Origin of the sequence: Butyricimonas faecalis, from assembly GCF_003991565.1 — a bacterium.
In the GTDB taxonomy this organism is placed as follows: domain Bacteria; phylum Bacteroidota; class Bacteroidia; order Bacteroidales; family Marinifilaceae; genus Butyricimonas; species Butyricimonas faecalis.
Genome location: NZ_CP032819.1, coordinates 2,104,188 through 2,131,064, shown reverse-complemented (window position 1 = coordinate 2,131,064; position 26,877 = coordinate 2,104,188). Strand labels below are relative to the sequence as shown.

General features: G+C 41.3%; 23 protein-coding genes. 20 read left to right on the top strand and 3 right to left on the bottom strand.

The window, feature by feature from the left end:
- Positions 1 to 91: 91 nt before the first annotated feature.
- The 7 genes from D8S85_RS09400 (at position 92) to D8S85_RS09370 (ending at position 8,933) form a co-directional block, all read left to right on the top strand.
- Positions 92 to 3,724, top strand: coding sequence for a SusC/RagA family TonB-linked outer membrane protein (locus D8S85_RS09400; protein ID WP_240648923.1), 3,633 nt, complete (start codon positions 92 to 94; stop codon positions 3,722 to 3,724).
- Between the two features lie 10 nt (positions 3,725 to 3,734).
- The gene (locus D8S85_RS09395; RefSeq protein ID WP_106480487.1) at positions 3,735 to 5,195 is read left to right on the top strand and encodes a RagB/SusD family nutrient uptake outer membrane protein; all 1,461 of its coding nucleotides are present in this window, start codon (positions 3,735 to 3,737) and stop codon (positions 5,193 to 5,195) included.
- Positions 5,179 to 6,111 (top strand): hypothetical protein, encoded by a 933-nt coding sequence (locus D8S85_RS09390; protein WP_106480486.1) that lies wholly within the window; start codon positions 5,179 to 5,181, stop codon positions 6,109 to 6,111. Before D8S85_RS09395 ends, D8S85_RS09390 begins: the two co-directional genes overlap by 17 nt.
- A gap of 2 nt (positions 6,112 to 6,113) precedes the next feature.
- Complete coding sequence (locus D8S85_RS09385) at positions 6,114 to 6,890, top strand: DUF255 domain-containing protein (RefSeq protein WP_106480485.1); 777 nt, start codon at positions 6,114 to 6,116, stop codon at positions 6,888 to 6,890.
- A 10-nt stretch (positions 6,891 to 6,900) separates the two neighbouring features.
- Positions 6,901 to 7,233, top strand: coding sequence for a thioredoxin family protein (locus D8S85_RS22245; RefSeq protein WP_127074997.1), 333 nt, complete (start codon positions 6,901 to 6,903; stop codon positions 7,231 to 7,233).
- A 242-nt stretch (positions 7,234 to 7,475) separates the two neighbouring features.
- On the top strand, positions 7,476 to 8,174 hold the full coding sequence (locus D8S85_RS09375) for a hypothetical protein (RefSeq protein ID WP_127074996.1): 699 nt from the start codon (positions 7,476 to 7,478) through the stop codon (positions 8,172 to 8,174).
- A gap of 432 nt (positions 8,175 to 8,606) precedes the next feature.
- Complete coding sequence (locus tag D8S85_RS09370) at positions 8,607 to 8,933, top strand: RNA recognition motif domain-containing protein (RefSeq protein ID WP_106625057.1); 327 nt, start codon at positions 8,607 to 8,609, stop codon at positions 8,931 to 8,933.
- 57 nt (positions 8,934 to 8,990) lie between these two features.
- Here the strand turns inward: D8S85_RS09370 and D8S85_RS09365 are convergent, their stop codons facing one another.
- Entirely contained in the window at positions 8,991 to 9,530 is a 540-nt protein-coding gene (locus tag D8S85_RS09365) for an RNA polymerase sigma-70 factor (protein ID WP_106480483.1), read from the bottom strand.
- A 134-nt stretch (positions 9,531 to 9,664) separates the two neighbouring features.
- On the opposite strand from D8S85_RS09365, the gene D8S85_RS09360 reads away from it, so the two are divergent.
- The 8 genes from D8S85_RS09360 to D8S85_RS09325 all read left to right on the top strand — a co-directional run bounded on the left by D8S85_RS09360 (position 9,665) and on the right by D8S85_RS09325 (position 20,222).
- Complete coding sequence (locus D8S85_RS09360) at positions 9,665 to 10,762, top strand: FecR family protein (protein ID WP_106480482.1); 1,098 nt, start codon at positions 9,665 to 9,667, stop codon at positions 10,760 to 10,762.
- Positions 10,763 to 10,915: 153 nt separating this feature from the next.
- Positions 10,916 to 14,398 (top strand): SusC/RagA family TonB-linked outer membrane protein, encoded by a 3,483-nt coding sequence (locus D8S85_RS09355; protein ID WP_106625056.1) that lies wholly within the window; start codon positions 10,916 to 10,918, stop codon positions 14,396 to 14,398.
- A gap of 23 nt (positions 14,399 to 14,421) precedes the next feature.
- Positions 14,422 to 15,969, top strand: coding sequence for a RagB/SusD family nutrient uptake outer membrane protein (locus D8S85_RS09350; protein ID WP_240648921.1), 1,548 nt, complete (start codon positions 14,422 to 14,424; stop codon positions 15,967 to 15,969).
- Positions 15,970 to 16,005: 36 nt separating this feature from the next.
- A complete protein-coding gene (locus tag D8S85_RS09345; RefSeq protein ID WP_106480480.1) occupies positions 16,006 to 16,650 on the top strand; it encodes a fasciclin domain-containing protein in 645 nt (214 codons plus the stop codon).
- An 11-nt stretch (positions 16,651 to 16,661) separates the two neighbouring features.
- On the top strand, positions 16,662 to 17,204 hold the full coding sequence (locus D8S85_RS09340; protein ID WP_127074994.1) for a hypothetical protein: 543 nt from the start codon (positions 16,662 to 16,664) through the stop codon (positions 17,202 to 17,204).
- Positions 17,205 to 17,463: 259 nt separating this feature from the next.
- Positions 17,464 to 17,976, top strand: a complete 513-nt coding sequence (locus D8S85_RS09335) for a DUF4494 domain-containing protein (RefSeq protein ID WP_106480478.1) — start codon at positions 17,464 to 17,466, stop codon at positions 17,974 to 17,976.
- A gap of 287 nt (positions 17,977 to 18,263) precedes the next feature.
- Positions 18,264 to 19,676, top strand: coding sequence for an aspartate ammonia-lyase (gene aspA, locus D8S85_RS09330; RefSeq protein WP_106480477.1), 1,413 nt, complete (start codon positions 18,264 to 18,266; stop codon positions 19,674 to 19,676).
- Between the two features lie 63 nt (positions 19,677 to 19,739).
- Positions 19,740 to 20,222: a DUF3332 domain-containing protein gene (locus D8S85_RS09325; protein WP_106480476.1), complete on the top strand. Its 483-nt coding sequence runs from the start codon at positions 19,740 to 19,742 to the stop codon at positions 20,220 to 20,222.
- 56 nt (positions 20,223 to 20,278) lie between these two features.
- On the opposite strand, the gene recG is transcribed toward D8S85_RS09325, so the two are convergent.
- Positions 20,279 to 22,381: an ATP-dependent DNA helicase RecG gene (gene recG / locus D8S85_RS09320; RefSeq protein WP_172726565.1), complete on the bottom strand. Its 2,103-nt coding sequence runs from the start codon at positions 22,379 to 22,381 to the stop codon at positions 20,279 to 20,281.
- Between the two features lie 122 nt (positions 22,382 to 22,503).
- On the opposite strand from recG, the gene D8S85_RS09315 reads away from it, so the two are divergent.
- From D8S85_RS09315 to D8S85_RS21495, 4 genes are all read left to right on the top strand, one after another.
- A complete protein-coding gene (locus tag D8S85_RS09315; protein WP_127074993.1) occupies positions 22,504 to 23,124 on the top strand; it encodes a hypothetical protein in 621 nt (206 codons plus the stop codon).
- Positions 23,125 to 23,217: 93 nt separating this feature from the next.
- Complete coding sequence (locus tag D8S85_RS09310; RefSeq protein WP_106480473.1) at positions 23,218 to 23,769, top strand: cob(I)yrinic acid a,c-diamide adenosyltransferase; 552 nt, start codon at positions 23,218 to 23,220, stop codon at positions 23,767 to 23,769.
- A gap of 87 nt (positions 23,770 to 23,856) precedes the next feature.
- On the top strand, positions 23,857 to 24,561 hold the full coding sequence (locus D8S85_RS09305) for a DUF2461 domain-containing protein (protein WP_228423176.1): 705 nt from the start codon (positions 23,857 to 23,859) through the stop codon (positions 24,559 to 24,561).
- Between the two features lie 86 nt (positions 24,562 to 24,647).
- The gene (locus D8S85_RS21495; protein WP_158641544.1) at positions 24,648 to 24,821 is read left to right on the top strand and encodes a hypothetical protein; all 174 of its coding nucleotides are present in this window, start codon (positions 24,648 to 24,650) and stop codon (positions 24,819 to 24,821) included.
- Here D8S85_RS21495 and D8S85_RS09300 read toward each other — a convergent pair.
- A complete protein-coding gene (locus D8S85_RS09300) occupies positions 24,802 to 25,377 on the bottom strand; it encodes a Fic/DOC family protein (RefSeq protein WP_106480472.1) in 576 nt (191 codons plus the stop codon). The two genes, D8S85_RS21495 and D8S85_RS09300, sit on opposite strands and share 20 nt — an antisense overlap.
- Positions 25,378 to 25,606: 229 nt before the next feature.
- On the opposite strand from D8S85_RS09300, the gene purD reads away from it, so the two are divergent.
- Positions 25,607 to 26,875 carry a phosphoribosylamine--glycine ligase gene (gene purD, locus D8S85_RS09295; RefSeq protein WP_106480471.1) on the top strand — a complete coding sequence of 423 codons (1,269 nt, stop codon included), beginning with the start codon at positions 25,607 to 25,609 and terminating at the stop codon, positions 26,873 to 26,875.
- The last annotated feature ends 2 nt before the right edge of the window (positions 26,876 to 26,877 follow it).

Here is a 26,877-nt window from a genome sequence, read left to right as displayed (position 1 = left end):
TAATATTAACTAATTCGATAACAAAAGTATGAATAAAAAACGAAAGATTAAGCTTGTTGGGTACAACAAGCTGACAAAAATTTGTCTGATTATGAGATTGAGCGTTTTTTTTATGTTTGCGTTTATCATGAATATAACGGCAAACACAGTAGCTCAGAAAACGATGACACTAACTGCTAGGCAGATGACGTTCAAAGAAATTTTTCTTGAGCTTAAAAAGCAAACAGGTTATACCGTAGTGTATAATAACCAACGATTGAATGTTGATCGGCAATTGAATGTTGAATTTAAGGATGCTAGTGTGAAGGATGTGTTGGATAAGATTTTGGTGGGGTCCGGTTTAACTTACGAGATGATGGATGATTTTATTATATTGTCTTCTATTGCCCAGCGTCAAAAGGTCGGTGTTCGGATTGTGGGGAAAGTAACTGACGAGAAAAATTACCCGCTCCCCGGAGTGACAATTATTGTGAAGGGACTAACTCTCGGGACAGTGACAGACAAGGATGGGAAATATGCGTTAACATTGATGAAAACGGAAAAGTTGTCGTTGCTTTTTTCTTTTATCGGGATGGAAACTCAAGAAGTGAAGTACGTGGGAAAAGATACGATAAATGTTACGATGAAAGAAAGTGCAGAACAATTGGAGGAGGTTATAGTTAACACAGGTTATCAACGAATTGATGCAAGAACGACGACAAGTGCAATTACATCCATTAAGGCTGATGATATCAGAGTGCCTGGTATTACAACAATTGACAAGATGCTGGAAGGGCATGTGCCGGGAATGATATTTATGCAGAATTCAGGACAGGTCGGTGCGACTCCGCGATTGCGTATTCGAGGAACGTCGACCGTGTTGGGAAATCAAGAACCCTTGTGGGTTGTAGATGGAATTGTGCAACAAGATCCCGTGAACGTGGATCCTCAGCAGTTGAATGATTTGGATTTTGTGAATTTGCTAGGAAATGCTATTTCTGGTTTGAATCCGGAAGATATCGAACAGATTGACGTGCTAAAAGATGCGTCTGCAACAGCCATTTATGGTGCAAGGGCTGCCAATGGAGTTATCGTGATAACTACAAAAAAAGGGAAACAGGGGCCTCCGTCCGTGTCTTATTCTTTCGCGGGGACTTATGCTCGTCGTCCTCGCTATTCTGATAGAAGCGTGGATATGATGAATTCACAGGAGCGTGTGGAGTTGTCTCGGGAATTGATTGAGCGAGGAATGACATACCCGAATATTTCTTCATGGGTGGGGTATGAAAAGGCCATTCGGGATTATTATAATCGAGAAATTTCTTTTAGCGAGATGAAAAAAGAGATTAATCGTTATGAAACAGTTAATACCGATTGGTTTGATTTATTGACGAGGGATGCACTTACCCACCAGCATACGTTGAATCTGTCGGGAGGATCTTCTCAGTTAAATTATTATGTTTCTGTTGGTTATACAAATGCTCAGGGGAATATAAACGGTGAGTTGAATCGGAATTACACGACGTCTGCAAATATATCAGCAAGTTATGACCGATTCTCCGTGCACTTTAAATTGAATGGAAGCGTGGAGAAGCGTAAATATAAACCATCGGATATTGCTCCTATGACTTATGCTTATCAAACTAGTCGAGCGGTGCCGGTTTACTCGGAAGATGGAAATTTATGGTATTATTATCGTACGGGATATGAAAATGATCAAATCACGTTTAATATTTTAGAAGAAATTGCCAGTTCTTTTTATGATATAAATACGAATAGGATGAGTTTTTCAACTTCGGTTGACTATCGTGTGACAAGTAATTTGAGCCTTTCGACTACGTTGGCTTATAATTTTTCGAATAATTATCAAGATACGTATTATAATGAGAAGTCTTATCGTGTAAGAGCATTAAGGAAGGATTATATATTAACTAGCATAAACGGGGGAGAGAGTGCTTGGAAACAAGCGACAGGAATACCTTTTGGTGGCGAATTGACAGACGAGTATCAACGAAACAATAGTTACACCGTTCGTTTGCAAGCTAATTATAATAAGTCATTGGATCAAGATGACAAGCACGTGATTTCAGCTGCAGTTGGTGGAGAATTGTCCTCTTCAAGATATGTGGGAAAGAAACAGATGTATAGAGGTTATTTGCCGGAACGTGGCAAACAAATGGCGCAAGTGGATCTTGCAGAATATCAGACATTAAAGAATTGGTATCGTGATGACCCATTGGCTGCTGGGGTGAATACAGATAATCTGACAAATATGATTTCGGGTTATGCGACGGCATCCTATACCTATAACAGGAATTATACTTTTAATGCGAATATGCGGATGGATGCTTCTAATGCGTTCGGAGATAAGAGTAATGATAAGATTTTACCCATTTGGTCTGTGTCCGGTTATTGGAATATTAAAAATAGTGTGTTCTCTAATCAAAAATTCCTAACAGAATTGTCATTACGCTCTTCTTTTGGTTATCAAGGAAATATGCTTAGTAGTGAGAGTCCGGAAATGATTCTGAAACGTGGAGCTTTGAATCCTCAATTTGATGAATATACGTCGTCAATCGTGTCTTTTGCTAATCCTTTTTTAAAATGGGAGAAAACACAATCAGTAAATTTCAGTTTGGATTTTGGATTTTTAAAAAATAGGATAAACGGATCTGTTTCTTATTTTTATAAAAAAACTCGAAATGCATTCTTGAGCAAGACTGTGTCAGAAATTAATGGGGTAGATTCTTACACGGTAAATCAAGGTACGATAACTAATCAAGGTGTAGAACTCTCATTGAGAGTAACTCCCGTGAGTTCTGTTTCAAAAGGGAATCCGGATGGTTTCCGCTGGACATTTGATCCTCAATTGGGAAGAATTGTTAATACGTTGATTGATAAAGCATTGAAGCGTAAAGATAAGACTCTACACGACGAATATACGTATAATGATTATTTGAAAGGAAATGTACAAGTTCCAGGACGTTCGTTGAATTCGTTCTGGTCCTATCGATTCAAAGGTTTGGATGAAACGGATGGAAGGCCTATGTTTTATGGGGCAGAGGAAACTTGTTTGGTTGATGGGGAAGATAAGAAGACACTTGACGTTTATAATGCAATGTCTAAAGATGATGTATTTCTTGCGGTAATGGATTATTCTGGTCGCCGGGTTCCCACCTTACAAGGCGGACTTAATAATACGTTTTCTTTTAAACGTATGGTCTTAAGTTTGAATTTGGCCTATAGTTTGGGTTCGAAAATCCGTTTATTGAATTTGTATAATGATGTTGCCCGTCGTAATGCATCTATTGCTCCTCAACCTTTGGCAAATGTACGACGAGAGTTTCTGAAACGTTGGCAATACCCCGGAGATGAAAATTATACAAATATCCCGGGTATTATATCTGGACAAGAGTTCACTGCAACATTGAATCCATGGTGGAAAGGGAAGCCGTGTGAATTTGCCGAGAATATTTGGCAGATGTATAATGATGCGGACATACGTGTTGTGAGTGGTAATTATTTGAAGTTGCAGCATTTGTCGTTTCGTTATAGTTTGCCGGAGAAGTTTTGTGAGAAATTGTATTTGAAGTCCGCTTATTTTGGTTTTGCAGTAACAAATTTATTTACGATATGTAACAAAAAACTGAAAGGACAGGCACCAACGCAATTCGGAGGTTCTTCTTCGAATATCAATATGTCAGAACGACCAACATTTTCGATGAATTTTAGTGTTTCTTTTTAATGAATAGGATATGAAAAAATTTATCTATATTATTATCAGTTTTTTCCTAGCCGGATGTTCCGAATTTTTGGAAGAAAGGTCACAGGATAAATATCACCCTTCTTCGCTTGAGGATTTGAATGAATTATTGGCCGGTAGTGGGTATTGGGACAAGAGCGTTGCTTTTCAAGGTATTCACGTGATGGACGATGACGCTAGGGAAAAAAATGGGCAACGATTTTCGTCAACAATACCTGACGGATTAGGCTTTTTTAAGTGGGAGGCGAATCCTTATTATGAGGATGATGATCCGATATGGAAAATGATGTATAAGCATATCGCTGTGGCTAATGCTATTCTTGTTAATGCAGATCAATTCAAGGATGATGAGTTGTATAATAAAATAAAAGGTGAGGCTTATTTTATTCGGGCTGTAAATTATTTTGAATTAGTCAATCTGTATGCTTTGCCTTATGTGAAAGCTACGGCAACTACAACATTAGGGATTCCATTGAAATTGACTAATTATGTTGAAGATAGGTATTTTTCTCGATCTCCAATTGATAGTGTATATCATGTTATCGTACATGATTTGCAGATGGCGGCATCTTTATTGAAAGGAGTTGAACAGCCGAGTGTTTTTAGAGCTAATGCAACAGCAGCTAATGCTTTGTTGAGCCGGGTATATCTTTATATGGGTGAATACGAAAAAGCAGTACAGGCTTGTGATAGTGTGCTAGAGGATTCGAGATATGTTTTATTTAATATGAATGGACAGGAGCCAACAGCTAGTTTTACGAAATTAGCTACTTCTGAAATTATATTTTCTCAAGGAGGATATACGACACCTCAACAATCCGCTTATTTTTTGAAGACCTATTTTTTTGGTTGTTCTTCCGTGTTACGAGATTTATATGTAGATAAAGATCTGCGTAAAAAAATATTTTTTAAAGAAAGTTCATCGGGGAGAGCTATAACTTATTCTAATAAAATAGGTGTGAATGATGTAAAGCCTGTGTCTGATTGGGGGATGATTCGTTTGGCGGAAGTATTTTTAAATAAAGCGGAGGCTCAAGCATTATTGGGGAATGAATCCGATGCAATCAATACTTTGCAAGATTTGCAAAAAATGCGTTATTCTGAAATACCGGAGTTCGTTGGGAGTGGGTTGGAGTTGATAGAGTTCATTCGAACGGAAAGACGTTTGGAGTTATGTTTTGAGGGACACCGTTGGTTTGATTTGCGTCGGTATTCTGTTTGTCCGAAATACCCGAGTACGCAAGAAATTATTCACGTGGTTCATGAATATACCACGAAAGAGGTGCCGACGGAGATTTATAAATTAGCTGCTTATAACGTTGATAATCGAGGATGGGTGTTACCGATTCCAGGGTATACAATCACTTTTAATGGCGTGATAATGATACAGAACGAGAGAGAGGAAAGTAAAAAATATGAATATATAGCATCTGAACATGAAAAATATGATTAAAATGTATTATTGGGGACTGATCTGTTGTTTTTTGAGCTTCTGTTGGGCATGCACGGACGATAGTGAGGATGTGAATTCGACGGATTTGGATATAGATTGGTTTGTTGTAGAAGATAGTGAAAATCCTATAGATCATTTGATTTATACGGTGTATGAAAAGTATGGTGTTCCTATTTATTATGATGATACGATTGGCAAGCGTGATCGTGGGGAATATAATATGTCGGGAGAGAAAATTATTTTTTACAAGGTGTTACAGCCGGAGTACACGATTTCTTCTCACACATCCACTTTGACAATAAAGAAAGTGGATAAGGCGAATAAAGAGACGTTGAAAGACATCGTGGAGATCTTGAGGGATGAGGTGTTGCTTCTGTTGCCGGAGAAATTTTTTCCATTGTCTTTTTATGTTGTGGATGAGTTGAAAGAGTCTGGGACAGAGAGTAGTTTTTATAAAGGTTTAGAGACAACAATTTTAGGAAATGTTGTGTCATTGGCCTCAATGTCAGAAGAGGAAAGAGTAAAATATTCGACAGATGTTCTGGCACGACTTTGGGCTGCCGGATTGATGAAGTTTCATGAGAGAGAGATAAATGAATTTTTTCGTATCACGAATGAAATTTTCGGGGCGAATATATACGACAAAGATTTAACGACAACAACTATTCCTCATAAGGAGTCCAATCCGGAAGATGCAGGAATGCTTTATTATCATACCACATATTTGGAAGATTGGGATTGGTGGACAGTAAAAACTCCGACACAAGAGGAGGATTTACGTTCTTTTTTGATTGAAATTATTAATGGTGATCAAGAGGTGTTCTTGGATAAGTATAAGGATTGCCGATACGTGCTTGCAAAATATAATTATTTGAGAGAGTTGATGAATAAAATATTAATTGGTAACAAATTTTAGAGATGAGAGGTTTATTATTAATTGTTTGTTTTTTAGGGATTGCAATACAAGGAATTTCACAGGGCATTGTGTTTCGAAATGGGAGTTTTCAAGATATATTGAGAATGTCCATGAGAGAAGGAAAGCCAATTTTTATCCATATCAGTAAAGCTGGGGATAAAGAAGGAGATTTAATGGAGAAGAATGTGATATATAATAAGAAGGTCGGAGATTTTTTTAATGCTAATTTTATATCTTTTCACGTGGATGCGGATAAACAAGAAGTTCTGCCGTATAAACAGGCACCGGAAGGTGTGCATTATTGGTTTTTGAACGAATGGGTTGAATGGATTGATAGAGCGGAAGGTTACAAAGATGTAAAAGATTTTATCGCTTTAGGAAAGGCTATTTTAGACAAATGCCAGAAAAGAGAACTTCTAGGAATTCAGTTTCAAAATAAAAATTTGGAGGAAGTACTTAAAGTTGCACGCAAGGAGAAGAAGCCAGTGTTTATAGATGTCTATAAAATTGATGATGGGATGTGTAGAACAATGGAGAAGAGGGTGATTAGGGATGAAAAAGTAGGCGAATTTTTTAATGCTCATTTTTTATCGATAAGAGTGGATGTGGACAAGGAAGAGAATGTTGCCGTATTGAAAAAATATGGAGTATCGAAGGGTATGTATTATTTATTTTTGAATGAAGATGGTGAATTGATCCATAAAACTTTTGGAATTATGGATACTGGAGATTTGATTTTTGAGGGGAAGAAAGCATTGGAAAAATATGGTAAATTATAGGTCGTAAAAGATGAGGAAATTGTTATTAGTATGTTTTTTCCTTGGGTATTCCTTGTGTGGGAGTACCCAAGGAATAGAATTCAAGGAAACAAATTTTGATAAAGTACTTGAAATAGCAAAGAAAGAGGGAAAGATGATTTTTTTGGATGTTTACACTGTTTGGTGCGGACCGTGTAAGATGATGGCCAAAGACATCTTCCCTCTTCAAGAAGTTGGGGAATTTTATAATACCCATTTTATTTCCATGAAAGTGGATGCTGAAAAAAAGAGAATATATTCATTAAAAAGTATAATGTTAATTCCTTCCCGACATATTTGTTTTTGGATGAGAATGGTGAATTGATTTATCGTGCTTTAGGGCATATGGAAGCGAAGGATTTTATAAATGTGGGACAATGTGCTTTAACAGAAATGAAATGTAAGGATAATTACTCCTATCTGTTGGAGCAATATAGTATTGAATGGCGGAAACCTCACTTTTTAAGGAATTTTTTGCAAGTTTCTTTGGATCGTGGATTTTATTTGGCAGATCTGATGAAAAGATATTGGACGTCTCAGAAAATAGGCGTGATCAATTCTTGTGGTGTGGGTGAAATATTGAAAGAAGGTAAGACAATATCTATGGACGTTGACAGCTTTATGGCTGATGTAAATGCTCGAAATAGAAAAGCGGAAGAGAATGTTCCTGAATTTTTTAAGAAATATCCGGCAGAACCGATTACTAGTAAAACTGATTTTTGCGTGGGGATAAGTAATATGGTTGCTGAAGGTTTGCTGAAAGAAATGAGCGAGCAAATTATTTTTCAAGTAAAAGAGTATGCATTACAAATGAAAAGTCGTGAATTATTTGATTATGCGTTAAAATTATGGGAACAATTGTCAGGTGCTCAACAAATGGATGAACGTGATGTCATGGAACTTGAATTTTTGCAAGCAACGGATAATCGTAAAGATTATTTGAAAAGGGCAAATCAATTTTTAGATCGTATCATGGGAACATTGTCACGCGAGAGATTGTTGGAAAAAGGGAACGAGGAAATAGCTGTTTTTGAAAAATATGGTATCGTAGATGATTGGAAGGAGCGCATCCGAGAGATGTATTGCGATCAGTATTTCAATTATGTGGAAAGTATCGGACGGCAATGTATGCAATTTTCTAAAAATAAAAAAAAGCTGTATTCTGAATTAATTCGTTGGGCGGAATATGCTATGCAATTGAAGCCGAATGGCGAGCGTGCTAAGAATTTTCAGAAAGATATACAAATTTGGGGAGGCAAGAAGTAATGTGAATTTGCCGAAAGTAAGATTGTAAACTTTCGGCGATTTGGTAGTGTAAAATAAACTGTGTTAGCAAAGTTAATACTTTATTCCTTGCTGACACAGTTTAATTTACATCCTTGCGATTTTTTTATTATATAATGAGAGTTCGATATAATTCAAAATGGAATAATATTTTTTTAATAGCAATATTATTGATGTACAAAAGAATAGCTTGGTTTTTATATCAAGTTTACGTTAATATACCAATTTATTTTTGAAAATAATTCCGTAATATACTTGCAAGTCCGAAATATAACCTTACCTTTGTTCCAGATTGAGTTGAATTATTTGTATTTAAATCACTTTCCTATCAATGTATTTGTATCGTTAAGTAGACTTTTTTCCAATGAGACCATTCTCAATCCTTATTTATTAATTAATCAAAAATTGTACTTGATGAACATTTACATTTCAAATTTAAGTTATGGCGTTGATGACGCAGATTTAAACACGTTGTTTGCAGAATATGGAGAAGTTACTTCTGCAAAAGTTATTATGGATCGGGAAACTGGTAGATCAAGAGGATTCGGTTTTGTTGAAATTGCTGATGAGGCAATGGGACAAAAAGCAATCGATGAATTGAACGGTGCCGAATATGATGGTAAAGTAATTACCGTGAACGTGGCTAAACCGAGAGAAGAAAGATCAAACGGTGGAGGTCGCGGAGGATATAACAGAGGTGGCGGAAGTCGCGGAGGTTATAATTCAAACAGAAGATATTAGGATATTTATATTTATTCTGAAGGAAAGAGGCTTGGAAACGGGCCTCTTTTTTTATTTTTAAAGATGTAACAACCAGAATAACAAGCCTGCAGGAAGGTAGTCGGACAGTTCTTGCCGGAGTTTTTTCAAGGCAACTTCGATGTGTTTTTCTACCGTGCGGGGCGAGATTTCCAATTCTTCGGCGATTTGGGCAATGCTTTTGTCGTTGAAACGATTCATGATAAAAATTTTCCGGCATTGGGGTGGAAGTTGGTTGATCGCTTTTTCAATATGTTCTTGAAGTTCTGACTCCACGTAATATTCCCAGGTGAGTAATCCGGTAATGTCTCCTTTTTGTAAAATTTGTTCTTGATATTTGTTGCGAACGTTTAATTGTTCCAGGTAATTCAGGCAACGGTTGTGAACGGATGAGAAAAGATAAGCTTTCGCGGATTCCATGAAGAGGGAATCTTTTTTCTCCCAGAGAGCGATAAAGACATCGTGCACGATGTCTTCCGAGATCTCGATCTGGTTCGTGAAACGATTGGCATACACGATTAATCCCGAATAGTACAGGTTAAATAAGGATTCGAACGTCTTTTTCTCTATCTTTATCATACATCTGGTTTCCTACATCAAAACAAATTTAGGATTAATATTTTAGATATTGATAAAATAAAAATGCATTTTTTTCAGAAAATGACTACGTGTATTTTTTTCTTGGCCTGTCTTGGTTATAAAAAGAGAAAAAAATGATGAATGCGAAAGAGCAGATCGAGAAGAATACCACGGAGTATGATGAAGCCCGCTTGGAGGAGGCGTTGGATATTTTGATGCAAATGCGGGCGGTGGATAAAACGAAAGGTTATCGTCGGATCATGGCCTCCGTGAATCGTGGCACTTGTCGCCGCCGATTCATTTTATGGAGTCGATATGCCGCGATTGTTGTCGTGATCGTGGTAGTGGGGGTGATTTGGGGCGTGAGAGGGAGAGTTGATCGTGTTGTTCCGGTCATGCAGGTGCAAGAGATTGTTCCCGGGGGGATGAAGGCCAGGCTTATTTTAGCGACGGGGGAAAATGTGGTTTTGGACACGTTGACATTGGAAACTGCAAGTATCTGGGAGGCTGGCGCCACGATCCGGAAAAACGGGGGAGTTCTGACTTACGAGAACGCGAGAAAGGAGGAGGTTCGTCCGATGGAAGTGATGTATAACACGTTGGAAGTTCCCCGGGGAGGGGAGTATGACTTGGTGTTGGAAGATGGGACGCGCGTGTGGCTGAACGCGGATTCCCGGTTGAAGTATCCGGTTGTTTTCCCCGGTAGTGAGCGTCGCGTGATGCTGGAGGGAGAGGCTTATTTTGAAGTGGCTAGAGACACGAATCGGCCGTTTCTGGTGGAAACGGGGGTGCAATCGTTGCGGGTGTTGGGAACGGCGTTCAACGTGTGTGCTTATCCGGACGAACCGGATATTTACACGACATTGGTGCATGGGAGCGTGGCGTTATCGACTGGCGGGCAAGGACACGAGTGCGTGCTTGTACCCGGAGAACAGGCTGTTTGTCACGTGCATAACGGAAGTTTTACAGTCGGGAAGGTGGACGTGAGTCAGGTGGCGGCTTGGAAAAAGGGACTTTTCGTGTTCGAGAATCAGAATCTGGAACAAATCATGTTGAAATTGGCTCGCTGGTATAACGTGACGGTGTTTTTCCGGAATGAAGCCGCCAAAACGATCGAGTTTAGAGGAAATTTACCCAAGTATAGTAATTTTAGATCGGTGTTGCAAGTGATAGAAAAGAGTAGTTATGTGAAGTTCGATGTGAAAGGAAAAACGGTTACCGTGAGTATATAAAAAAATCGGGGGAATTTGACAGCTTCCCCCAAGATTTGAAAACATCTGTTGACAGCAGATGTAATGTTAAACAAAATCATAAGCAAAGTTATGAAAAAAAAGATCAGATGTGAACATTTTCCGGAAGGGAAGTGGCAAAAAATTTTGTTGATTATGAAGTTGAAGCTTTTTATTTTGTTGTGTTGTATTCACACGTTGGGTGCCACGACTTATTCTCAGAATCAAAAGCTGGATGTGAAGTTCGAGAATGAATTAATTGTTTCGGTGCTTGATTATTTGAAGATGCAAACGGGGTATCAGTTCTTTTTCCAGAAGGGGGTCGTGCCTGAAACGGAGAAGATTACGGTGAACCTAAAAAATGCCACGTTGATAGAGGTGTTGGATAACGTGCTAAAAGACCACGGGTATTCGTACGAGGTTTTGGAGGGGGTGATTATCGTGCGGTGCGTAGAGGAACAAAAGCAAGTCAAGAAAATGGTTGTCGGTATTGTCACGGATCAGAGGAAAATCCCGATGCCGGGAGTTACCGTGAAGATTTTTGGTACGAACATCGGGACGGCGACGAATGCCAAAGGACAGTTTTCGTTGATCTTGCCTATGGAGAAAGGGGCGTTGGAATTTTCTTTTGTCGGGTATAAATCTCAGAAAGTGAATTTTACCGGAGTAACAAAGGATTCTCTTCGCGTGGTGATGGAGGAGGATATTCAGGCGTTGGATGAGGCTGTCGTGGTGGCCTATGGAACGACGAATAAAAGAGAGATGACGGGGGCCGTGTCGGTTGTGAAAGCTGAGGAGTTACAAGGCATACCGTCCTCGGATATTGCCTCTCTTTTACAGGGGCGGGTGGCCGGTTTGGATATCACGAATATGTCCGGGGCTCCGGGAGGTGGTGGAACGGCAATCACTATTCGGGGATATAATTCTTTGAATGTAGAGCAGGGAAGGCGTTTTTCTGATCCTTTGTGGGTGGTTGACGGGGTTCCGTTAAATTCTTTTTCTTCACCGATTACCGGTACTAATTTGTTGGCAGATATCAATCCGGATATGATTGAGTCGGTCCAGATATTGAAAGATGCTTCTTCGGCTTCTATTTATGGTTCTCGTGCTGCTAACGGGGTGATTATCGTGACAACTAAAAAAGGGAGGAAGAATCAAAAAGCGACGTTCTCTGTAAATGCTTCTCAATCTTGGGGTGTTGTTGCTGAATTTCCAACGGTGGTTATCGGGAAAGGAGAGCGGGATTTACGTCTTAAGACACTTGAAGGAACACAAAAGGCTTATCTGGATAAGACAACCAAGCGATATAAATATCCCGTGTCCAATGAGGAAGTCTTTTGGAATGATCAAAGTGCGTCGTATGATTATTTCTTTTCTGCCCGGCCAGGTTACCCCGCTACCTTGATTTATCAAGATAGTTTGAACGCTTTTTATAATAATGCGACGAATTTTTTCCCGGCGTATTTTCGTACGGGAAAGGTGACGAATGCCAATATCCAGACTTATGGTGGAGGGGAGAGAATGACTTACGGGATCGGTTTGGGATATTACAATGAAACAGGGGTGTTTGTCGGGACCGGGTATAATCGGATGGATTTGAATTCATCGTTGAACGTTGTGCCAGTCAACCGGGTAAACGTGGATTTACGTTTTAACGCGACGTTAACGAATCGCGACAGGGGAGAAAAGGTTGAAGGTTTTGGTACGGCACCCATGGTTGAGGGTGTGCCGGGTGATCCTTTTTGGCAAAGTACGTTGTTACCGGGGAAAGGGACTGAAGCCTGGGAGGCCACGATTGATAAATTGAAAGGGACAAAGGAGAAGAATCGTTCCGTCCGTTTGCGTACTAATTTTAAGATCGGGTACGAGATTATTGACGGATTAAGTGTCTCAACTTCTTTGGCAGCAGATTATTCCATCCATCGTAGGAATTATTTCCAACCCTCTTATCTGAGCGGTAAGGGGTATTCGATGAGTCTGGGTGAGACGGGAATAAATTTGATGGTGCTGAACGAGAATTTGTTATCCTATCGAAAAACGATAGGTGAAGATCATATTTTTGATTTTCTGGCGGGTTTTTCTTATCAATACGATCAAATGGAGTATAACGGGGGAACGGCTGAAAATTCTCCGAGTGATAAGATTTATTATGCACCAAGTGGATTACCGGATTTGGGACAGGAAGTAAATGAATGGTCAGGAGAAACGGTCCCGGTGGCGTTTCAACATTATCAGTCAAATATGGAGGAACAAAAGTTATATTCTTATTTTGGACGTTTGGAGTATAATTACCGCTTGAAGTATTTGTTGTCTCTAAGTTTTCGTCGAGATGGGAGTTCCGTGTTCGGGCGGAATAATAAATGGGGAACTTTCCCCTCGGTGGCTGCCGGATGGAGTTTTTCAGAGGAGCCTTTTATTAAAGATAATTTGGGGTGGCTCTCGTTCGGAAAGTTTCGGGCTAGTTGGGGACGTTCCGGGAAGATGTTTGAATCCCCTTATTTAGCCTACGGTTTGATGGGTCCCGGAGATTATTCGCATTTAGGAAATCCTACATTGAAGCCAGTATATGGCGGGGGACTTTATAATGAAGATCTTTCTTGGGAAGAAACCGATCAGTATGATTTCGGTTTGGATGTCGATCTTTTTGAGTATCGATTGGGTGTTGTTCTTGATTATTATTACCGGTACACGGATAAGTTATTGTATCGGGTTCCTCTTCCCGGAGATTATAATGGTTTTGGGATGCAATGGGCGAACGCGGCCGCTTTGTCGAATGAAGGGCTTGAGTTGTTGATTAAATATGAAATATTCCGTCGTCCCGATTTGTATTGGAAAATTTCTGTAAATGGGGCTAGAAATTGGAACCGGATTGAAAAATCGTACAATGGCAAAGATTTGGCATTTGGTATTACGGGTAAGCCTCTGAATCGTATTTATGGATACAAAACGAATGGATATGTGCAAAAACAGGAGGATCTTCCTCTGTATTTCACAACACAAGGAGAAAGCTATTATCTCTATCCTCTGGCAGGTTCTTACACTTCTTTTTATCGTCCGGGTGATTATCATTACGTGGATGTAAATAGTGACAGTTATATTTTTAATGATCAAGTATTTTTGGGAAGTGCCTTACCTATTATAAGTGGGGGAATTGTAAATGAATTCCGGTGGAAGAATTTTGATTTGAATTTTTCGATGCATTATTCCATCGGGCGGCACATGGTGAATCAGTTACCTTCTATATCCTTGGTTTTTTCGACTAACCCGACCGAGAAATTTTACAAGCATCCCGTGTTCGTGGATATAAATAAAACGACTTTCTGGCAACAAGAAGGGGATGATTCGGATTATGCTAAATTACGTATCGGGAGTGAAGGGGAGGTTTTAGACAGGCAAGTGGAGAAGGTGAATTATTTGAAATTGAAGACATTGACGGTCGGTTATAATCTACCCAAATCGTTGATTTCTAAATGGGGAATGGAGCAATTACGGGTGTTTGTGAGTGGTGAGAATCTTTTGACTTTTTCCAATTATTCAGGGGTAGATCCTGAAGCGGTGAGTATTGTGAGCGGGGTGGATTATGGAACGAATTATCCATTAGCCCGGAAGTTTACTTTAGGTCTAACAGTAAAATTCTAGTTATGTGTAAAATACGATATTTTGTGATAGCGCTATTCGGTTTATACTTGTTGTGTGGGTGTGAGGATGCGTTGACCGTGAAACCGGAAAATTCACTTACCTATGAAAATGGTTTGAGTACCCCGAAAGATTTTGAATCTTTCATCAATGGGATTGATAAAGCACTAAAAACAGTGACTTATATGAATGAACCCAATCTGCAAATAAAAAAAGGGGTGTACGTGGATGAGTATTACGATGATTCAGAGATGGAATGGGCGCAAACATTAAGTTACCCTTCCTCTGAGCTTTCCTATTGGAATACCTGGAGTTGGCAGATGTATTATGAGCCGATAGCTAGTGCTAACGTCGTGTTAACTTACGCGGATGCGGCAGATTTGTCTTCAGAAAGGCGTGATTTGTACAAAGGACAGGCATGGTTTTACAAGGCTTTATTGTATTTGGAGATTATCCATCAATGGGGGGATTGTATGTTGATTCGCGATCAGGTGGAGCTGTTGCCGACGGCAAAGACGGCTTGGGACGAGGTGGCTGATTACGCGATTGATATGGCAACGAAGGCGGCCGAGGCATTACCCGAGTTTGATAAAATCAGAATGGCAAACGGGAATGTGGCAACATATAAATCTATTCCTTGTAAAGGAAGTGCAAATGCTCTATTGGCACATCTCTGTGCTTGGAAAGCGGGAGGGAAATATTTTGCTCATCATGATGCTTATGATGAAATGGAATTGTGGAAAAAGGCAGAGGAGGCATGTACTCAGGTTATTACTTCCGGTCAGTATGATTTGGCAGCCAATCCTGAAGAGGTGTGCACGAGCGTGTTATTGGGTGGTAGTAGGGAGAGTATTTATGAAACGATCACGCGTAATTTTTGGAACGAGGATATATTAGCGCCTGTAGGACCTAAACATATTGTAGAGGAATATGCCGGATGGCCAGTATTTCCAACAAGCCAACCTTCATTTGTTGCATACAATACTTGCCGTATAAAAGCTTCTTCCATGAAGGAGATGTATCCTCAAAATGATTTGCGTCGGGAATCTTATTTTTATAAATTGGATTCTATGAGTCATGATACGTTATTGCCGGTGACCGGAGGATACGCTTATATGTACAAATATCGTAAATTTTACACGGAAAGGACGGATGACGGGTATATCATGCTCTATGGTTTGGATCAGAATAAGATTTGGTGGCGCTTGGCGGATATTTATTTGTTGCGCGCAGAATGTCGTGCCCGTTTAGGAGGTAGTTATGTGGAGGGGGCTATTGATGACTTGAATAAAATCCGGAAGCGTGCAGGTGCTAAGCTTTACGATGCCTCGGAGTATGGGGGAGACCTGAGATATGCCATTTTTAAAGAACGGGAGAAGGAGTTGTTGCTGGAGGGGCAACGCTATTATGATATTATCCGGAATGATTATGTCCGGACAGAGTTGAGAGGGAATTTCCGGACGGTAACTAATCAGGATTTGAAAGATGGTGCTTTGTTTTTGATGATCGGCTCCGGAGCTTTCAACCGGAATCCCTTGCTTCGGCAAAATGCGTATTGGCATCGACGTTTGTAAATGAATTTGTTGAATCATGAAAAATAAGTTTGGTTTATGAAAAAGATATGGCTATTATGGGGAATTATTACTCTTGTCTGGGCTTGTGATACGGAGCAAAAGGTGATTGACACGGGTGTTTCTAATCCTTATTTTGATGGGACAATTATGGATTATTTGCGTTCAAATAATAAAAATTGGGATTTGACGGTGGAGATGATTGAACATGCCGGTCTGACGGATTTGTTCGAGGGGCAGGTGGATACTTGTCCGGCAATCACGTTTTGGGCACCGCCGGCGTATTCTATTTTACGGTTTATGCTGGAGTCTCAGAAAGCTGCTGTCCCCGGTGAAGTTTATACACAAGTTACGGATATTCCTAAAGAATTATGCCGGACCTTCTTGTTGAAACATGTGGTGAACAAGAAATATTTGAAGTCGGATATTGCCTACATTAATAAAGATTATTTTATCAATGAAGAGAAGCAAGATGGGGGAACGGATATGACTTGTATCGGGGGCAACAAGCTTCGAGCTTATTTACGAGGGTCTTCGTGGGCCGGAGTGGCAGATGTCGGGGCCGTGACACTTAATCTTTATTCTATGGAGCACGGGGATATTCCTGTGGCTTCACCGGATATACAACCCAAAAATGGTGTTGTGCATGCATTAAATTACAGTTATAATTTTGGGAAAATATAAAAGTCTGGAAGATGAGAACGATAATAATACTTTTTATGCTGGCTATTCCATTCTCGATTATTAATATCGGATGCCAGGATGTTGAAGTCGGATATTTGAGCACGGAGTATGCCGGGTATAGTCTGGATTCCTTAGTGATAAATTACGAATTGGATGCGACTCCACCGGAAGAGGTGCCGAATCCTGAATACCAGATGTATTTGGATATGGGATTTAGTCCGGAAGAGATCGCGATGTTCTTTCAAATTTACCCGACAATGTTAGTCGGAGGTGGAGCAGACTGGTTGCGGGTGACGTATGGTATGCCTTGGACTAGTACTCCAATTGAAGGTATTGAAGGAAGTAATCCGATTTGGTGTCAAGTGAAATCAATTACTTCGGAAGGCGGAGATGCTGATAAATTAGCCGCTTGTATTTCTGTTCGAGGGAATGGCGTTCTTTCTGTTCCGGTGGAAAATGACATTCCTCGGGGCAGGTATAGTATATCTTTAAATTTTTGGAATGAAGGGTGGTCAAAAGATGTGAATGACTGTTTTACGATTATCGTGAAATAATAATTGCACGGGGTGTGTCAAAACTCCATATTCAAACTCCCTCTTCCTTCGGAGTATTCTCTCTATAAACAGGGGGAGAGTTAAAATGAGTTTTTGGCACACCTTCGTTTTTTATTTTATAGACTTTTCTTGGCTTTATGTATTTCCGGTATTTAGTTTCTCTTCAGTAAAAGTTCAATTTAATTTTTCCCATGAGGGAATTTTTGAGGAGATTATTTTACTTTTGCTGTAGAATTAAACACATAAAAATAGAGAAGAAATGACAGCAAATTGGTTTGAAGCGAAGGTAAAATACGTGAAAGTGGGTGAGGATGGAAAAGAGAAAAAGATGTCCGAGTTGTATTTGTTAGATGCAATGTCCTACACGGAGGCCGAGAGCCGGATTACGGAAAATCTGCGGGAGATGATCCAAGGTGATTTTTATATCGTGGGGTTGAAAAAATCGAATATCACGGAGTTGGTGGAGTCGAATGATGGGAATGATGATAAGTGGTTTAAGGCGAAAGTGGCGATCATAGATGCGGACCAGATTAGTGGTAAAGAGAAAAAATCCCATCAGTATTATCTGGTAGCAGGAGCGGATATTGAAAGGGCATTGGTTAATTTGCAGAAGAGTTTGTCGACTTACGTGGTGCCTTTCGAGATCAGTTCCCTGACCGATACAAATATCATGGACGTGTTCCCTTATTTCTCGGATGATGCGGAGCAACCGCTTCCATCTAACTTGAAGCCTTTAGATGGCATGGATGCAGATGTGGAAGAATTTAATTAAGAAATATTTTTTCAGACGAAAACGTTTGTGAAAAAAGCCTTTTCCCGAGCTTTATTTTGTTGAAATGTTTTGTATTGTATTGATTTACAAAAATATAACATGGATAAAATAAGGCTCTATTTTTTTCTTCAAAATTAGTATTCTACTTTTAACTTTTTTACCTTTGCCGGATTAATTTTCTTCAGGTCGTTTGTTATGGACAAGAGACATGTTGTTATTGTTATTAACGATCGGATGAAACTTGAAAGAGATTCAAACGTATTTGGAAATAATTAATCTATAAAGTTATGAAGACAAGAATAGAACATGATTTACTCGGCAATAAAGAAGTGCCAATGGATGCGTATTATGGCGTTCAAACTTTGAGAGCTATCGAAAATTTTGCTGGTATCAGCGGGTATACAATCGGTATGTTCCCGAATTACGTGAAGGCTTTGGCTATGGTAAAGTGGGCTGCTGCGAAGGCAAACTTTGAATTAGGTTTGATTCCTGCTGATATTACAAATGCGATTACCGCAGCTTGCGAAGAGATTATCGATGGTAAGTTGGCAGATCAATTCCCGGTAGATATGGTTCAAGGTGGTGCCGGAACTTCCACGAACATGAATATCAACGAGGTTGTTGCCAATCGTGCTTTGGAATTGTTGGGACACCAGAAAGGTGAATACCAATATTGCCATCCGAATAATCATGTAAATCTTTCTCAATCAACAAATGATGCTTATCCTACTTCATTCCATTTGGCAATCATTTTAACCAATAAAGAAGTAGTTGCTGAAATTAAGTTGTTGGTTGATTCTTTCAGAAGAAAAGCAAAAGAATTTGAACACGTGTTGAAAATGGGACGTACCCAACTTCAAGATGCAGTGCCGATGACTTTAGGACAAGAGTTTGAAGCTTATGCTGTAACTTTGGAAGAGAATATCGAGCGTTTGAACGAGGCTGCCAAATTGTTCTTGGTAGAGAACATGGGAGCGACGGCTATCGGTACGGGTATTAACTCAGAACCGGAGTACGCGGAAATTTGCGCTCGTGAACTTCGTATTATCAGTGGTGAAGAGTTTGTTCTGGCTCCGAACTTGATTGCTGCAACCCCGGATACCGGTGCTTGCGTGTCTTACTCTTCAGAATTGAAACGTTTTTGCGTTCAGTTATCTAAGGTATGCAATGACTTGCGTTTGTTGTCCAGTGGTCCGAGATGCGGTTTGAACGAGATCAACCTGCCTCCTATGCAACCGGGATCTTCTATCATGCCGGGTAAAGTGAATCCGGTTATTCCGGAAGTGGTTAATCAGGTTTGTTTCCGCGTGATTGGTAATGATACGACCGTAATGATGGCTGCTGAAGCTGGTCAGTTGGAATTGAACGTGATGGAGCCGGTAATCGTTTACGCTTTGTTCAACTCTATGCAGATGTTGACCAAGGTGATGGATCGTTTGAGAATTTTGTGTATCGATGGTATTACAGCTAATGCTGACCGTTGTAAGGATATGGTGATGAACAGTATTGGTATCGTTACTGCTTTGAATCCAACTTTGGGATATGAAAATTCATCACGTATTGCCAAGAGAGCTTTGACGGAGAACAGAAGCGTGTACGACTTGGTATTGGAAGAAAAATTGTTGACGAAGGAGGAGCTGGATAATCTGCTTCGCCCCGAATTAATGATTGCTCCGAAAAAATTCTATAAGAAAAAATGATTAGAAGTGTTTTTTGTAACAAAAAATAAATACTTTTGTGAAAATTAATTTAAAGCATGAGTTATGAAAAAGAATTTTAATCAAATGATTGCAGTTGCGATGATTGCCGTATCATCAATCGCTTTCACCGGATGTTATGGTTCATTCTCTTTGACTTCCAAGTTGTATAATTGGAACGGACAAGTTTCTAACCAGAAATTTGTGAATGAGTTAGTATTTTTGGGATTGTGCATTCTTCCTGCATACGAATTGTGTACTTTGGGTGATGCATTGATTTTTAACTCTATTGAATTCTGGGGTGGTCAGAATCCGATAACAATGAAAGCCGGAGATGTTGAAGAGGGACAGGTTATGTATGCCGGACATCCTTATCACGTAACAAAATCTTTGAATAAAGTTGTTGTCGCTAGTGAAGAGACTGCTGCTGTTGCTGAATTCCAATATTTCCCGGAAGAAGAATCTTGGTATTTAATGGATGGTCAGAACAAGGCTAAGGTGATGAAAAATACGAAAAAGATGATGAAAGCTGTTGCAGCTATCGACTAATTTTTTTCGGTTCAGATAATGAAAGGACGTCTTCGGGCGTCCTTTTTTTATGGAGTTTAACTGATATATCGCCAGTTGATTTTAGTTTTGAAAAGACGTTTGACTTGGGTGGCAAAGGTTTGATTCACTTCCTTTTGCAGGAGGGGATCGTCTTCCAGAATAATCGTGGCCGCTTGAGCTGCCTCGTTCAGGATACGCCCGTCCTTACCGAGATTGGCAACTCTCAAGTTGCACGTTAACCCGCTTTGTTGCGTGCCTTCGATGTCTCCAGGGCCACGTAGTTTTAAATCGACTTCGGCAATCTCAAAGCCATCATTCGTGGAGGTCATGGTTTCGATTCTTTTACGGGACTCGTTAGACAGTTTGTAGGAGGTCATCAGAATACAGTACGATTGTTCGGCTCCCCGTCCGACACGCCCGCGTAGCTGGTGCAATTGGGATAGTCCGAAACGTTCGGCACTTTCAATGACCATGATGGAGGCGTTGGGAACATTCACCCCGACTTCGATCACGGTGGTTGCCACGAGAATACGGGTTTCTCCCGATACGAAACGCCTCATGTGTTCCTCTTTCTCTGCCGGTTTGAGTTTCCCGTGAACGATGTCCGCCGTATATCCCAAGGGAGCGAAATAACTCATCACGTGTTCATAGCCTTCTTCCAGGTTTCGGTAATCCATCTTTTCCGATTCGGAGATCATGGGGTACACGATGTAGGCCTGCCTGCCGAGCTCCAGTTCTTTCTGGATGAATTTGTAGACTTGCAGGCGTCTGGTTTCAAAGGCGTGGTGCGTGGTGATGGGTTTCCTGCCGGGAGGAAGTTGGTCGATCACCGATACATCCAGGTCTCCGTAGAGGGTCATGGCGAGCGTCCGGGGAATGGGAGTTGCTGTCATGACCAGTATGTGTGGAGGGATCGTGTTCTTTTGCCACAGTTTAGCTCGTTGGGCAACACCGAAACGATGTTGCTCGTCGATAACAACAAGTCCCACGTTTTTAAAATTCACCACGTCTTCCAGTAGGGCGTGTGTTCCGATCAGGATTTGCAGACGTCCGTCGGACAGGGCCTCGTGAATGATTTCCCTTTCTTTTTTCTTGGTGGAACCTGTTAGTAGGCCGACGCTGATCGGGGTGTCCTTCAGAAGCCCGGATATGGTTTCGTAATGTTGGGTGGCGAGAATCTCCGTCGGGGCCATGATGGCGGCTTGGTAACCGTTGTCGAGGGCGATCAGCATACACATCACGGCAACAAGGGTTTTGCCGCTACCCACGTCCCCTTGTAACAAGCGGTTCATTTGTTTGCCGGAGCCGCAATCGGAGCGGATTTCTTTAATAACCCGTTTCTGTGCATCGGTTAGGGGAAAGGGTAGGTGATTGTGGTAGAAATCGTTGAAATAATCCCCGACTGTGGTAAAGAGATGACCTTGGAAGGCTGCCTTGCGGTTGAATTTCAGTTTTAGTATGTTGAGTTGAATGTAGAACAACTCTTCAAATTTAAGCCGGTATTGGGCCTTGCGGAGCATGTCCGGGTTTTCCGGGAAATGGATGTTGTACAAGGCCTCGTGCAGGTAGATCAAGTTGTGTTTTTTGATGAACCATGCCGGGAGGGTTTCTTGAATCCTGCCGTTGATAGCTTTGAAAATATTCGCTTGTATCTTGTTGATCAGCCGGGAGGTCAGGTAACTTTTTTTCATCTTCTCCGTGGTGGGGTAGATGGCTTGGAAGCCCACGAGTTGCTTGGCACTCGTTTCATACAGGTCCATTTCCGGGTGGACGATATTCATCTTGTGGTTGAAGATGGTGGGCTTGCCGAAAATCAGGTACTCCTTATCGGGGTTGATCTGGCTGGCGAGGTATTTGTGACCCGTGAACCAAACGAGTTCCAGTTCCCCGGTTCCGTCGTAAGCCGTGGCGACCATGCGCATCTGTTTGCCTGCTCCGACGGACGTGAGGTTCATGATTTTGGCTTTTACTTGAATATAAGGAAGGTCTGAGGTGAGCTCCCGAATCGTGTAGATGCGGGTTCGGTCGATGTATTTATAGGGAATGTAATAGAGCATGTCCTCGTAACTTTGGATGCCCATTTCCTGCTCCAGCAACGAGGCTCTTTTCTCCCCAACACCCGGTATGAATTTTATGTTCAGTCCTGCCAGTTCCAAAATGCAAATTTTCGGTGGTTCATTTCTCGAACGAAAGTAAAAAAAATAGATGACTTTAGTTGAGCATATCGGGAATAAATTTTAATTTCGTGGTATAAATAATCAGACAGACAGTTTACCGGGAGATGTATAATTATTTAAAACAACGATTTAAACATGCCATTCGTTTCCGACATAAAAGAGGGTACGGGGTGCATTCTCCGTTTGTTTTTGATTTGATCACGAATGTGATAAAGGAAAAAGCGGTTTATTACGATTTCGAACGGATCGAGGCGATGGGGAACATTCGGGAGAAAGAGCGGAAATTGTATCGTTTACTTTTTCGGTTGGCAGAATATTTTTCTTACCGGAACGTACTGTGTGTTGGGGAACGGTCGCCATGGGCCTCCATGTATTTGGCGGCGGTTTCGAAGCAGATGGTATTGTTGAACGGGGGATGTGCATGTTCGGGGGCCGAGTACACGGAACAGGTAAAACCGGGAGATTTGAAAGGTCGCGAGATCGATATGATTTTCTTGGGAAGAGCGTTCGAGGAAGACTGGGATGAAGCTTGGGAAGAGGTTTTGCGAGCGCGAAGACGAGGTCCTTTATGTATCGTGGTTAAAGATATTTATAAGGGGCGTTTTAATTCGTTGGTATGGCGCCAGTTGAGGCAGGAGGGAACTGTTTCGATCGATATGATGTGGTACGGGATTGTATTCTTTGACACGAGGTTACAGAAGGGAAGGTATAATATGATAATTTAAAATTTAGAATGTAGAATTTAGAATTTAGAATGAGGAGGGTGGGGGTGTGTGCGGTTGAAATCTAAAATCTGAAATTTAAAATCTAAAATAAGCATGAAGGTATATACAAAAACAGGAGATAAGGGGACGACGGCTTTGATCGGGGGAACCCGGGTCGCGAAAAATAACGTAAGACTAGAGGCTTACGGGGGTGTTGACGAATTGAATAGTCATTTGGGAATGATTCGGTCGTACCCGATTGCCGCGGAGCATGTGGAGCAGTTGATAGAGATTCAAAACGTGTTGTTCGTGGTTGGGGCCAACTTGGCGACGGACACGACGGTGAGTAATATGCAGAAGAAGTTGCCTTGTACGGACGAGGACGTGGCTTTTTTGGAGAGGGCAATAGACAAGATGGACGAGGAGTTGCCACCATTGCAATATTTCGTGTTACCGGGGGGGCGACCGGAGGTGTCGGCTTGTCATATAGCCCGCACGGTTTGTCGTCGGGTGGAACGCCGGATTATTGATATGAGTGAGGAAATTGAGGTGGAGGATGCTATCGTGCGGTATGTGAATCGTCTTTCCGATTACTTGTTCGTGCTAGGACGTAAGTTGGCAAAGGATTGCGGATTGGAGGAGGTGAAATGGGTGCCGAGGAGTTGAAAATTAATCCATTTACGATGTATGAATTACGATTGACGAAAAGCGTTGATTCGTAGGAGGGAATCTAAAATTAATAAGGGATTGAAAATGAAGAAAATTGTAGATAGTGGCCGGCAAGGTGGTAACTTTTCAATGGCGGAAGTGTTTCGCTTTTTGAAAGAGTTGAGGGAGAATAATAATCGGGAGTGGTTTCATGCACATAAAGAGTGGTATTTGACCGTGAAAGCGGGACATGAGGATTTCATCAACCGGGTAATTCCTGCATTAGCGGTGAGAGAGCCGGAAGTGGACGGATTGATGGCAAAAGATTGTATTTTTAGGATTTACCGGGATATCCGGTTTTCGCCAAACAAAGAGCCTTACAAGACGCATATCGGGGCGTACATGGTGAAGGGTGGTAAGCAAAGTCCTCGGGCGGGGTATTATGTGCATATCGAGCCGGGAAATTGTATGATCGGGGGCGGAATCTGGTGTCCGGAGCCGTCGTTGCTAAAGGCTTTGCGGAAAGACGTGTATGACAATATAGATGAGTTTACGGGGATTATCAGGGACACTGAATTTCAGAAGTATTATGTGTTGGAGGGGGAGAAACTGAAAAAGGTTCCAGCTCCTTTCCCAAGTGATTTTCCCGAGGGAGAGTTGTTGAAATACAAATCTTACACGGTGTCGAATTATGTTCCTGATTCATTTTTCGAAGGGGAGGATGTGGTCGAACGGTGTGTGGAACGACTTTTATTGATGCAACCTTTTAATCGCTTTTTGAATTACACGGTGGAGGAAACGTGGAGGTGATTGCTTGTGGCAGTTGGTTGGTTAAAAGGGGGAAATTTGTGGCAGAATTGCTTTGATAATAAGGAGGAAAGTAGTATATTTGTAATATGGAAAAAATAAAAGAAAAGATGCCGCAGCTTCTGAAAAACGCCACGCAGAGGGAAGAGATTTTACAAGGAATGATAGCTTCATTTCAATTGGAAGGGATAAAAATTTCCCAAGAAACGGCTTATACTATTTTGGAACGGGTGGATTTGAAACTTAAAATGTGTAAGCAATGATCTGCTCCATTCTGGAGTAGTCTTTTCGTGCGACTTGCTGAACAGCGATAATATATTCATTGAAATCAATCTTTTTAAAATTTAAGCCGGGGTACCCTTGTTTTCGAGCCATGAGGTTGGCGAGGATGCGGAAGGTTCTGCCGTTGCCTTCCCGGAAGGGGTGGATGAAAAGTAATTCACCGTGAACCTTGGCGATGTCTTTTATCAAATCCTGCTGGCTGGTATAGCGGTCGGGAAGCTGGGAAAGAATTTCTTCTTCGAAGATGCGCATGCTATCCGGAATGAATCTTCCGGCGGGGAAGACGAAACCACCTTTAGAGATATTTACAGAACGGAAATGCCCGGCAAAAGAGTAGAGTTCTTTTAGTGCCATACGGTGGATGTCGCAGATATATTTGACGGAAAATTTTGTCTTGGGGGTTAGCTTTTCCGTGAACAGGATTTCTGCCATCAAGAATCCTTCGAACTCTGCATTGTGAAGCGTCTCCTCGTCCGTGATCCCGAGTAAATTCGGGAGAATCTCTCCCTCTTCGCCATTGGTGGTGTATCTGTTCATGGCATTGATTTTTAACAAAGTTATAGAAATCTGTCAATTACTCCAAATTTATTTGTGATTTATGATTTATGATTTATGCTAAAGCCTTATCTTTGTACATTCGGCAAGGCCGAGTTACAAGTTGACAGGTTGTAAGTTACAAGTTCTTGGGAATAGTGGCTCACCTGCCGATGGACGTGTCGGGATTCAACTTGTAACCTGTAACTTGTAAATTTGTAACTAAAAAAGGATGAAAGTATTATTATTGGGTAGCGGTGGACGCGAACATGCGTTGGCGTGGAAAATAAATCAGAGTGAAAGATTAACAAAGTTATATGTTGCCCCGGGAAATGCCGGAACGGCAGAGATAGCTGAGAATGTAAATATTAAGGTAACGGATTTCGATGCGTTGGCGACTTTCGTGGAAAATAATGCGATCGATATGTTGGTTGTCGGACCGGAAGACCCGCTGGTGGAGGGGGTTCGAGATTATTTTGAGGCAGATGCTCGTTTTGCTCACCTGATGATTGTGGGACCGGGAAAAGCGGGTGCTATTCTGGAAGGTAGCAAGGATTTTGCGAAGGAATTTATGTTCCGTCACCATATTCCGACGGCCGGTTACTTGACGGTGACGAAGGACAATCTGGAGAAAGGTTTTACCTTTTTAGAAACATTGAAACCGCCGTATGTACTGAAAGCAGACGGTTTGGCTGCCGGGAAAGGAGTGCTTATATTGGAGAATCTGGAAGAGGCGAAGAGGGAGTTGGAGTTGATGTTGGGAGGAAAGTTCGGGAAGGCCGGGAATCAGGTGGTGATCGAGGAATATTTGAAAGGAATAGAGCTTTCCGTGTTCGCGTTGACAGACGGAAAAAGTTATAAGATATTGGGATCTGCCAAGGATTACAAGCGTATTGGAGAGGGCGATGTCGGTTTGAATACGGGGGGAATGGGCGCCGTTTCTCCTGTACCGTTTGCTAATGACGAGTTCAATCGGAAGGTGGAAGAGCGGATAGTACGCCCTACGATTGAGGGATTGCAGAAGGACGGTATCGACTATAAAGGGTTTGTCTTTTTCGGATTAATGAATGTCGGGGGTGATCCTTACGTGATCGAGTACAACGTGCGTATGGGAGATCCGGAAACAGAGGTGGTGATGCCTAGATTGAAAACGGATATTTTAGCTCTTTTCAAGGCAATGGCCGAAGGTGAATTGGAGCAGGCGGCATTCGAATTGGATGATCGTTTTTGTACGACCGTAATGCTCGTTTCGCAAGGGTATCCCGGAGATTACGAGAAAGGAAAAGAAATCACGGGAGTGTCGGACGTGAAAGGAAGTATCGTTTTCCATGCGGGGACGAAGTTGGCCGAGGGAAAGGTTGTGACGAACGGGGGACGCGTGATTGCTGTTAGCTCGTTCGGAAAGACGATGCGGGAAGCATTGGCTCAGTCTTACGAAAATGTAGCTAAGATTCATTTCGAGGGGATGAATTTCAGAAGGGATATAGGTTTTGATTTATAAAG